Annotated in this window: 7 protein-coding genes; 4 read left to right on the top strand and 3 right to left on the bottom strand. The window is 70.4% G+C overall.

Annotation, left to right across the window (positions count from 1 at the left end):
- Positions 1-23: 23 nt before the first annotated feature.
- The 3 genes from sucB to ABD298_RS01465 all read right to left on the bottom strand — a co-directional run bounded on the left by sucB (position 24) and on the right by ABD298_RS01465 (position 4995).
- On the bottom strand, positions 24-1808 hold the full coding sequence (gene sucB / locus ABD298_RS01455; RefSeq protein WP_344297789.1) for a 2-oxoglutarate dehydrogenase, E2 component, dihydrolipoamide succinyltransferase: 1785 nt from the start codon (positions 1806-1808) through the stop codon (positions 24-26).
- 51 nt (positions 1809-1859) lie between these two features.
- Complete coding sequence (gene lpdA, locus ABD298_RS01460; RefSeq protein WP_344297791.1) at positions 1860-3242, bottom strand: dihydrolipoyl dehydrogenase; 1383 nt, start codon at positions 3240-3242, stop codon at positions 1860-1862.
- A 217-nt stretch (positions 3243-3459) separates the two neighbouring features.
- Positions 3460-4995 carry a leucyl aminopeptidase gene (locus tag ABD298_RS01465; RefSeq protein ID WP_344297793.1) on the bottom strand — a complete coding sequence of 512 codons (1536 nt, stop codon included), beginning with the start codon at positions 4993-4995 and terminating at the stop codon, positions 3460-3462.
- 206 nt (positions 4996-5201) lie between these two features.
- On the opposite strand from ABD298_RS01465, the gene ABD298_RS01470 reads away from it, so the two are divergent.
- The 4 genes from ABD298_RS01470 (at position 5202) to ABD298_RS01485 (ending at position 10653) form a co-directional block, all read left to right on the top strand.
- On the top strand, positions 5202-6161 hold the full coding sequence (locus tag ABD298_RS01470; RefSeq protein WP_344297795.1) for a proteasome assembly chaperone family protein: 960 nt from the start codon (positions 5202-5204) through the stop codon (positions 6159-6161).
- Positions 6162-6195: 34 nt separating this feature from the next.
- Entirely contained in the window at positions 6196-7509 is a 1314-nt protein-coding gene (locus ABD298_RS01475) for an MFS transporter (RefSeq protein ID WP_344297797.1), read from the top strand.
- A 91-nt stretch (positions 7510-7600) separates the two neighbouring features.
- Positions 7601-9004 (top strand): DUF4192 family protein, encoded by a 1404-nt coding sequence (locus tag ABD298_RS01480; RefSeq protein ID WP_344297799.1) that lies wholly within the window; start codon positions 7601-7603, stop codon positions 9002-9004.
- A gap of 335 nt (positions 9005-9339) precedes the next feature.
- Positions 9340-10653: an RNA polymerase sigma factor gene (locus ABD298_RS01485; protein WP_344297801.1), complete on the top strand. Its 1314-nt coding sequence runs from the start codon at positions 9340-9342 to the stop codon at positions 10651-10653.
- Positions 10654-10685: the final 32 nt, after the last annotated feature.

Consider the following 10685-nt stretch of genomic DNA (forward strand, 5'->3'; position numbering starts at 1 on the left):
GCCGTCCTGCGGTCGCGATCGGGTCAGAGGCCGAGGTCGGCCTCGAACGCACCGGCCTCGAGGCGGGCACGGAGCGTCTGGAGGAAGCGCCCGGCGTCCGCACCGTCGACGAGGCGGTGGTCGTAGGTGAGCGAGAGGTACATCATCGAGCGGATCGCGATGACGTCGTCGCCGTCGGCGTTCTGGGTGACCCACGGACGCTTCACGATCGCACCGGTGCCCAGGATCGCCACCTGCGGTTGGTTGATGATCGGCGTGTCGAAGAGGGCGCCGACCGAGCCGATGTTGGTGATGCTGAACGTGCCGCCCGACAGCTCGTCCGGGCCGATCTTGTTGCTGCGCGTGCGCGAGGCGACATCGGCGATGCGGCCGGCGAGGCCCGCGAGGTTGAGGTCGCCGGCGTTGTTGATCACCGGGACGAGGAGGCCCTTGTCCGTGTCCACAGCGATCGCGAGGTGCTCCGCGTTGTGGTAGGTGATCTGCTGGGCTTCCTCGTCGTACTCCGCGTTGAGCTTCGGGTGCTGCTTGAGCGCCTCGGCCACCGCCTTGGCAATGAACGGCAGGAAGGTGAGCTTGACGCCGTTCTGCGCCTGGAACTGCGCCTTGGCGCGGGCGCGGAGCTTGGCGATCTTGGTCATGTCGACCTCGTGCACCTGCGTGAGCTGCGTCGAGACGTCCAGCGACTCGCGCATCCGCCGCGCGATGACCTGGCGGATCCGCGGGGCCTTCTCCGTCGTGCCGCGCAGGCTCGACGCCGCCGGAGCCGGTTGGGCCTGTGCCTGGGCGGAGGGGGCTGCCGCCGGTGCCGCGGCGGGGGCCTGCTGGCTCGAGGCCTTCTTCGCCTCGGCCGCATCGAGCACATCCTGCTTGCGGATGCGCCCGCCGACGCCGGTGCCGGTGAGGGTCGTGACGTCGATCCCGTGCTGGTTGGCGAGCTTGCGGACGAGCGGGGTCACATAGCCGGACTCACCGCCGGCCGGGGCTGCTGCGGGAGCTGCGGGTGCTGCCTGGCCAGCGGGCGCGGGCGCGGGCGCGGCGGCGGGAGCCGGAGCGGCCGGTGCGGCCTGTGCTGGCTCGGCGGCGGGAGCCGGCGCTTGCGCGGCGGGTGCGGGCTCAGCGGCCGGCTCCGGCTGCGCGGCGGGCTCGGGCTCTGCCGCCGGTGCGGGGGCGGGGGCGGACCCGGACCCGACCACGGCGAGGACAGCCCCGACCTCGGCGGTCTCGTCCTCGCCGACGCGGATCTCGAGGAGCGTGCCGGCCACCGGCGAGGGAACCTCGGTGTCCACCTTGTCCGTCGAGACCTCCAGGAGCGGCTCGTCGACCTCGACCGCGTCGCCCACGGCCTTGAGCCAGCGGGTCACCGTGCCCTCGGTGACGCTCTCGCCGAGCGCCGGAAGCGTGACCTCGTGCCCGTCGGGCGCAGCCTGGGCCACGGAAGGCTCCGCAGGCTCGGGCGCGGGCGCCTGCTCGGGGGCCGTAGCGGCGGGCTCGGCCTGCGGCTGCGCCGCCGGCTCGGCCGCTGCCGGCGCAGCCTCGGCGGCGGGTGCGGCGGAGGAGTCACCGGACCCGGTGCCGTCACCGATGACGGCCAGAGGGGCTCCGACCTCGGCGGTCTCATCCTCGGCGACGAGGATCTGCTCGAGGACGCCCGCGACGGGGGACGGGATCTCGGTGTCGACCTTGTCGGTGGACACCTCGACGAGCGGCTCGTCGATCTCGACCCGGTCGCCGACCTGCTTCAGCCAGCGGGTGACGGTGCCTTCGGTGACGCTCTCACCGAGGGCTGGAAGGTTGACGGATTCAGACATGGATCCCCGTGCTCCTTAGTTCTCTGCTCTGCGAATCGTGGCGGCGGCGTGTCAGCCGTGCAGCGGCTTGCCGGCCAGTGCGAGGTGGGCTTCGCCGAGGGCCTCGTTCTGGGTCGGGTGCGCGTGGACGAACTGCGCCACGTCCTCCGGGTACGCCTCCCAGTTGACGATCAGCTGTGCCTCGCCGATCTGCTCGCCCATGCGGGCGCCGATCATGTGGACGCCGACGACCGGGCCCTCCTTCTGGCGGACGATCTTGATGATGCCCGAGGTGCCGAGGATGGAGCTCTTGCCGTTGCCGGCCAGGTTGTACTCCTGGGTCTGGACCTGGTCCTCGCCGAACTTCTCCTTGGCGGCCTTCTCGGTGTAGCCGACGGTGGCGATCTCCGGGTCGCAGTACGTGACCTTCGGGATGTTGACGTCCTCGACCACGACCGGGTTGAGGCCGGCGATCTCCTCGGCGACGAAGATGCCCTGCTGGTAGCCGCGGTGCGCGAGCTGGACACCGGGGACGATGTCGCCCACGGCGTAGATGTTGCCGACGCCCGTGTGGAGGCGCTCGTTGGTGATGACGAACCCGCGGTCGATCGTGATGCCCTGCTCCTCGTAGCCGAGGTTCGCCGTGACGGGGCCGCGTCCGACGGCGACGAGGAGGAGCTCGGCCTCGAACGTCTTGCCGTCGACGAGGGTGACCTTGACGCCGTTCTCGTCCTGCTCGACGCCCTGGAAGAACGTGCCCGTGTTGAACTTGATGCCGCGCTTCTTGAAGGCGCGCTCGAGCTGCTTGACGATCGCAGCATCCTCGTTCGGGACGAGCGAGGGCAGGCCCTCGATGATGGTGACGTCGACGCCGAAGGACTTCCAGACTGAGGCGAACTCCACGCCGATCACGCCGCCGCCGAGGACGATCACGCTCTTGGGGATGTAGTCCATCTCGAGCGCCTGGTCCGAGGTGATGACCCGGCCGCCGATCTCGAGGCCGGGGAGGCTCCGGGAGTAGGAGCCCGTGGCGAGGACGATGTTCTTGCCCTTGTATGCCGTGCCGTTGACCGTGACGGTGTCCGGACCCGTCAGCCGGCCCTCGCCCTCGATGACCGTGATGCCCTTGGTCTTGATGAGCCCGGTGAGGCCCTTGAACTTCCCGGCAACGACGCCGTTCTTGTAGGCGTTGACGGCCGTCATGTCGATGCTCTCGAGCGAGACGTTCACGCCGTACTTCGCGGAGTCCCGGGCGTGGTCGGCGAGTTCGGCCGAGTGCAGGAGCGCCTTGGTGGGGATGCAGCCGTTGTGGAGGCAGGTGCCCCCGAGCTTGCCCTTCTCCACGAGTCCGACGCTCAGGCCGAACTGGACGGCGCGCAGAGCGGTCGCGTAGCCGCCGCTTCCGCCGCCGAGAACCAAGATGTCGAATTCCTGCGCAGTTGCCTGGTCGGCCACGTGGACGCTCCCTCGCCGTTGGGGACGGCGTGTTCCGCCGTCGGTTTGACTGGTTGCCTGCGCGATCCGCACAGGCCCGGGTATCAGGGAAACCCTATATCCCCGGCTGACTATGCTCCACCTCTGCGGAACGAATGTCCCGGCCTTGTGTCAAGAGTCATGGGAACTGTAGCACTTTCGTTCAGCGGACTTTAGTTCTCATATCGTGAAATTGGACTCAGGACTGGGTGGCGCCCGACGCATCCTCGAGATAGGAGACGAGCGTGCGGACGATCGCCCCGGTGCCCTGCTTCGGGGTGTGCCCGTAGGCCGATCCGGTGTTGAAGGCCGGGCCCGCGATGTCGAGGTGCGCCCAGGGGATCGCGGAGCCGTCGGGGCGCTCGCCGACGAACTCCCGGAGGAAGACCGCGGCGGTCAGCATGCCGCCGGGCCGCTCGCCGACGTTGGAGAGGTCGGCCGTCGCCGAGTCGAGGCCGGCGCGCAATTCCTCCGGCAGGGGCATGGGCCATGCCGGCTCGCCCGAGGCGCTGGCGGCGGCGAGCAGCGGCTGGGTCACCGCGTCGTCGCCCATCAGACCAGCGGTGCGGGTCCCCAGCGCGATCAGCGCGGCACCGGTGAGCGTCGCCACGTCGATGATCGCGGCCGGATTCTCCTCGCTTGCGGCGGCGATGCCGTCCGCCATCACGAGCCGTCCCTCCGCGTCGGTGTTGAGGACCTCCACCGTCTTGCCGCCCCGGATGGTGATCACGTCCGCCGGGCGCTGCGCGCTTCCCGAGGGCATGTTCTCCGCGATGCACAGCCAGGCGGTGACCTTGACGGGGAGGTTGAGCCTGGCCGCGGCGAGCAGGGAGGTCAGGACCGTGGCTGCACCGGCCATGTCGCTCTTCATCTGGTCCATCTGGGCGGCGGGCTTGATCGAGATCCCGCCCGTGTCGAAGGTGATGCCCTTGCCCACGAGGTGGACGCCGGCGCCGGGCCCGGCCTTGGCGGGCGAGTATTCGACCTTGACCAGGCGAGGCGGCCGAAGCGATCCCTGTCCCACCGCCAGGATGCCCCCGAAGCCCTCCTTCGCGAGCCGCTTCTCGTCATACACCGTGACTTTGACGGGCAGCCCCTTGGCGAGGTCCTTCGCGGCGTCGGCGAACGTCTCTGGGTAGAGCTGGCTCGGCGGCATGTTGACCAGCGTCCGGGTGGTGTTCACCGCCCACCCCAGGACGGCGGCCCGCGCCAGCGCGGCGTCGGCGGCCGGCGTGCCGGCGGCGGGTGAGTAGACGACGGCACGGCGCACGTTGCCCTTCGCCTCGTCGGCCGCTGACTTGTGCTCGGTGTAGGCATAGGCGCCGAGCGCGGCACCCTCGGCGACGGCTGCCACGGATGCTTCGTGGGGGGCCGGGAGGGCGAGGACGACCGTCTCGCTCCCGGCGAGCTGGCGGATGGCCGAGCCCGCAGCGCGGCGCAGCTGCTCGGCGCTCGGTGAGGCACCGCCGTCGAGCTTGCCCACGCCCACGAGGGCGAGGACGTCGGTGCCGAGCTCGGGCAGGCCGGGGAGCCGGTGGAGCTGGTCCGCAGCGCCCGTCACACCAAGGGCAGCGAGCGTTGAGCCGACGGCTTCGGCGCTGCGTCCGGCGAGGGGACTGTCGAGGAGCCGAGGCCCGTCACCGTCCTGGGCGACGCCGACGACGAGGACCTGGCTCGGGGTCCTGCGGAGGTCCTTCGACGTGGCGCTGAGGGCGACTTCTCTGTTGGTGAACACTTGGTGGCCTCGATTCTGGGCGTGTGCCGGCGCCGAACGCCCGGGCTGGACAGTGTGCTGCGCTTGCTTCAGGTCTCTCCGATGGTAGTCCCGGTGGAATGATGGGGTGCGCCCGCGCGTTGGACACTGCAGCCCCGCCGCCCGACCGGGACCCGATCAGGGCGGGGCGCCGACAGAACGCCGACAGAACAGAGAGGACATCCGACGTGCTAGACCCCGTGTCCGGGCCGCTCCAGGATCCGGCCGGCCTGTACACCGCCGCGGCCGAGCTGGACCAGGACGACCTCCGCGGCCTGCCCCTGATCATGGGCTTCACCGGCTTCGCCGATGCCGGCCATGCCGTGCGCCAGATCACCGATGAACTGGTCAGTGTCCAGTCGCAGGGCGCTCTCGCCGCGTTCGACGTCGACCAGCTGCTGGACTACCGGTCGCGGCGTCCCCGGATCCGCTTCGTCGAGGACCACCTCGAGGACTATGAGCCCCCGAGGCTCGCGCTGTACCGCCTCGAGGACGGTCTCGGCCGCCCCTACCTCCTCCTGGCCGGCCCGGAGCCGGACCTCCAGTGGGAGCGGTTCTCCCGCGCCGTCGTGGGCCTCGTGGAGCGACTTGAGGTGCCGCTCACCCTGTGGGTCCACGCGATTCCGATGCCTGTGCCTCACACACGGCCTCTCGGTGTGACTGTCCATGGCAACAGGCCGGAGCTCGTAGAGGGCATATCGCGCTGGAAGCCGACGGTCGAGTTCCCCGCAGCGATCGGCCACCTCCTCGAGCTCAGGCTCGTCGCCGCAGGCCACGACGTCACCGGGTTCGTCGTCCACGTCCCGCACTACCTTGCCGAGTCGGAGTACCCCGCAGCTGCCGTCACAGGGCTCGAGCACCTGGGCGCGGCGTCCCACCTGATGCTGCCCAGCGACCGGCTGCGTGAGGCTGCCCGGGAGGTCGGGCGCCAGGTGGCCGAGCAGGTCGAAGCGTCTGAGGACGTCCGGGAGCTCATCGAGGGCCTCGAGGAGCGCTTCGACGACCGCTCGGCCGATCACCCGCGCCGCTCGCTCCTCGCCGGGCCGGCCGACAGCCTGCCCACTGCCGAGGATCTCGGCGCCGCCGTGGAGGCCTACCTTGCCACGCACGAGGGCGGCGAGGCCGGCCGCCACGACGGGCCGCTGTGAGCTGACGCCCGACGGAGGCCACTAGGATCGGGGGGTGAACAGCTGGCGGGCGTGGACAGTGTGGGGGATCGGGGTCTTCGCCTACCTCGTCGCGGTGGTCCAGCGCACGTCCTTCGGTGTCGTCGGCCTCGAGGCCACGGAGCGGTTCTCTGCGGGCGGCACCCTGCTCTCGGCCTTCACCGTCGTCCAATTGGTCGTGTATGCGTCGCTGCAGATTCCCGTCGGGCTGCTCGTGGACCGGTTCGGCACCCGCATCATGGTCAGCGTGGGCGCGACGTTCATGGCGCTCGGCCAGCTCCAGATCGCGGTCGCGGAGAGCGTGGTGACCGGCATCATCGGGCGCATGCTGGTGGGCATGGGGGACGCGATGACGTTCGTGTCGGTGCTCCGGCTCGTCCCCGTGTGGTTCGAGGGCCGGAAGGCCCCGCTCCTGAGCCAGCTCACGGGCATGATCGGGCAGGTGGGCCAGCTCGTGAGCGTCATCCCCTTCCTCGCGCTCATGCACGCCACCGGCTGGACGCAGGCGTTCCTCAGCCTCGCAGCCCTGTCGGTGCTCGTCATCGTGGTGGTGCTCGCCCTCCTCCGGAACGCCCCTCCCGGCGTCTCGGCGCCCAGAGAGGGACCGACCGAGGGGACACGGGAGGTCCTCGCGGCGGCTTGGCGGCAGCCCGGGACGCGGCTCGGGCTCTGGAGCCACTTCACGGTCCAGTTCAGCGGGAACGTCTTCGCGCTCGCCTGGGGCTTCCCCTTCATGGTCGCCGGTCAGGGGTACGACGCCTCCACGGCCGCTGGCCTGATGTCCTTCTTCGTCGCGGTCGCCCTGGTCGCGGGGCCGCCGATGGGCCGGTTCGTCGCACGGCACCCGCTGCGCAGATCCACGCTCGTCCTGGCCATCACCGGGCTCACGGCGGTCGCGTGGACCGCGGTCCTGCTCCTCCCCGGCGGCGCGCCTGTCTGGCTCATGGCGATCCTCGTCGCGGTCCTGGCGCTCGGCGGGCCGTGCTCGATGATCGGGTTCGACTTTGCCCGGACGTTCAACCCGTCGCACCGGCTCGGGACCGCGACAGGAATCGTGAACTCAGGGGGCTTCGTTGCCGCGCTCCTGACGATGTTCCTCATCGGCTACCTCCTGGACGTCCAGCACGCCCTCGGCCTCTCACCGGGCGGCCTCTACAGCCTCGAGGCATTCCGTGTGGCGCTCGCGGTGCAGCTCCTCGTGATGGCCGGAGGAACCCTCGCGCTCCTCGGCGTGCGGCGGAAGGTGCGCCGCGACCTCGCGGCCCAGAACGTCCACGTGCCGCCACTGCGCGAGGTCTGGGCACAGTTCCGGTCGGGCCGACGGCGCTGACTGCTCCTCCACAGGGACTGTCCACGTCGAGTTGTCCACATGGGCGGGATAGTGGCCGCCGCGTGCGGGATCTCGCGGCGAGACTGACGCCATGGACGACATGCAGCGAATTCCCTCCCAACCGTCGGCCGAGGAGCCAGCGACGGCACCGGATTCCCGGCCGTCGGACGGCCTCGGCGACGGCCCCATCACCATCAGGTCCGCGGAGGACATCCTCGCCTACATCCCGCATGCGCTCGGTGACTGGCCCCGGGAAAGCCTCGTGGCGGTGGCCTTGTGCGACGGGCAGCTCGGCGCCTCGCTCCGGATCGACCTGCCTGAGTCTCTCCGGCCGGCCGTGCTCGAGCGCTTCGCGGGCACTGTGGCCCGGTACTTAAGCCAGGACCCCCGGGCGGCAGGAGCAGTCCTCGCCCTCTACACCAGCGAGCCGTGGCACGATCCTGCGTATCCTCCCCACTCCGCTGTCCTGGACGCGGTGCGGTCCTCCTTGGCCGATGCCGGACTTCCGGTCCTGGACGTGTGGATCGTGGGGGAGAAGCACTGGCGCACTGCCAGCTGCGCTGTGCCCACGTGCTGCCCGTGGCCGGGCGCCCCTACCGGGCAGCTTCGCATGAGCAGGATCAGCGCCGAGATGGTGTTCCGCGGAAGCTCCTATGGAAAGGCCCCGGGGCTGCCGGCCCCCCGTCCCACGGCGCCGCCGGCCGCCGCCACCGCCGCGGCACTCGAGGCGTACCGCGAGAACCCGGACCGGTGGTGGGATCCGTATGCCTTCACCGCGGCGCTCGCCGCCTGGGACGACGCGCTCTCGGAATCGGCAGTGCCCAGTCCTGACCGGCTCCGCCTCCTGGGGGTGACGCTCATCCGGCCCGCGCTCCGGGACGCCGTCATGGTCTCGGCAGCAGCAGCCGCGTCGACCGCGTGGCTGGGCAGTGCGGCGACGGCCCCGCTGCGCGCCAGCCGCCCCGGAGGGTTGCCGCCGGCGCTCCCCGGAGGGCTGCCCGCTGCCGAGGTCGCGGCAGCCCTTGACAACTGGTGGGCCGGCGGGGGAGCGATGCGAACCAACGGGCTGCCCGTCGCGCCGGGCGGGGGAGTGGAGGCGATCGCCGTTCCCGTCGACCGGGCGTCCGGCAGTCCGGCGCCGTTCACCACCCCGGGAGCGTCGTCGCCCCTGTTCGGCCGGGTCCTCCTCGGGGCAACGGCTTCCGCCCCGGATTGGGGCCGCATCGCGGTCCTCGACCGCGTCGTGCAGGCGCTCGCGGAGACGGAGGCGCCGGAAGTGCGTGCGCCCGCGCTGACCATCCTCGCGTGGATCCAGTGGATCCGAGGCCGAGGGAGCCGCTGCCACAAGCTTCTCGAGCGCGCCCTGAGCGCCGACCCCGACTACCGGCTGGCGCAGCTGCTGCGCAGGGTGGTCGAGCACGGCGAACTCCCGGCCTGGGCGCAGAGCCGGGACACGGCCTGGCAGCGGCCCACCGGCACCGCCGATGCCGCGTGAGGCCCGCTGCCCGGGCGGGGCGAGGAGGGGCGCGCCGCGGTCGTCCAAGCCCCTGCTCCCCATTTTCTGCCATTCCGGGCGCGTTTGCGGCGCGATGCGCTCGTTCGTGCGAGAATGGATGCCCAGACCCGGTTGGGTCCGAGCACCGGAATGCGCAGCACACCGCCCGGGGAGAAATTCAATGGTCTCCGACGGGAACGAATGCGGCCGCCGAGGGGTTGTACATTCAGACCCTTCTGTCCGGTGATGGCTGCGCGAGACGCTCCTCGGACTTGACAGGGTCATAGTGGTGTTGCGCTCCAGTGCGGCACCGGCACTGCGGCAGGAAGGTAATCGTGACGCCCCCCACGGAGAATAGGACCGCTGAGACGGCGACGGCCGAGGACACCTCGACCCAGAGCGCTCCCGCCTCGAGCGCGGCCAAGCGGTCGACGACTCAGGCAGCGTCCAAGGCGAAGCCGGCGGCTCGCAAGTCCTCGGCGAAGGCTGCGACCAAGGCCGCACCGAAGGGCAAGGCAGCTGCGAAGAAGGCCGGCGAGGAGGCCGCCGAAGCTACCACCGAGGATGAGGCCACCGAGGAAGACCTGGACTCGGTCACCCCCGACGAAGGCGAGATCGCCGCCGAGGACGAGGTCATCGAGGCTGACGGCAAGCAGACGAAGGCCACCGGCTCGGCGATGGTGATCTCCGACGCAGACGAGGACGACGCCCCCGTCCAGCAGGTCACGAGCGCCGGCGCGACCGCCGACCCTGTCAAGGACTACCTCAAGCAGATCGGCAAGGTCGCCCTCCTCAACGCCGAGCAGGAGGTCGACCTCGCCCTGCGCATCGAGGCAGGCCTCTTCGCCAAGCACAAGCTCGACGAAGAAGGCGACACCTACGACGTCCAGTACAGGCATGACCTCGAACGGATCGTGCACGACGGCGAGCGGGCCAAGAACCATCTGCTCGAGGCCAACCTCCGCCTCGTCGTCTCGCTCGCCAAGCGCTACACGGGCCGCGGCATGCTCTTCCTCGATCTCATCCAGGAAGGCAACCTCGGGCTCATCCGCGCGGTCGAGAAGTTCGACTACACGAAGGGCTTCAAGTTCTCCACGTACGCGACGTGGTGGATCCGCCAGGCCATCACGCGCGCGATGGCGGACCAGGCCCGCACCATCCGCATCCCGGTCCACATGGTCGAGGTCATCAACAAGCTTGCCCGCGTCCAGCGGCAGATGCTCCAGGACCTGGGCCGCGAGCCCACCCCGGAGGAGCTTGCCAAGGAGCTCGACATGACCCCCGAGAAGGTCGTCGAGGTCCAGAAGTACGGCCGCGAGCCGATCTCCCTCCACACGCCTCTGGGCGAGGACGGGGACTCCGAGTTCGGCGACCTCATCGAAGACTCCGAGGCGGTGGTTCCGGCCGACGCCGTGAGCTTTACGCTCCTCCAAGAGCAGCTCCACTCGGTCCTTGACACGCTCTCCGAGCGGGAAGCCGGCGTCGTGGCCATGCGGTTCGGTCTTACCGACGGACAGCCCAAGACCCTCGACGAGATCGGCAAGGTCTACGGCGTCACGCGCGAGCGGATCCGCCAGATCGAGTCGAAGACGATGTCGAAGCTGCGTCATCCGTCCCGTTCTCAGGTCCTGCGCGACTACCTGGACTAGGAAGGCAAGGTCGCTGCATGACGGAGGGCCCG

The sequence above is a fragment of the Sinomonas flava genome, assembly GCF_039531875.1.
In the GTDB taxonomy this organism is placed as follows: Bacteria; Actinomycetota; Actinomycetes; order Actinomycetales; family Micrococcaceae; genus Sinomonas; species Sinomonas flava.

Bases quoted from the DNA above. Each gene is read 5' to 3' on its own strand.
- sucB (WP_344297789.1), bottom strand. From the start codon at position 1,808: ATGTCTGAATCCGTCAACCTTCCAGCCCTCGGTGAGAGCGTCACCGAA.
- ABD298_RS01480 (WP_344297799.1), top strand. From the start codon at position 7,601: ATGGACGACATGCAGCGAATTCCCTCCCAACCGTCGGCCGAGGAGCCA.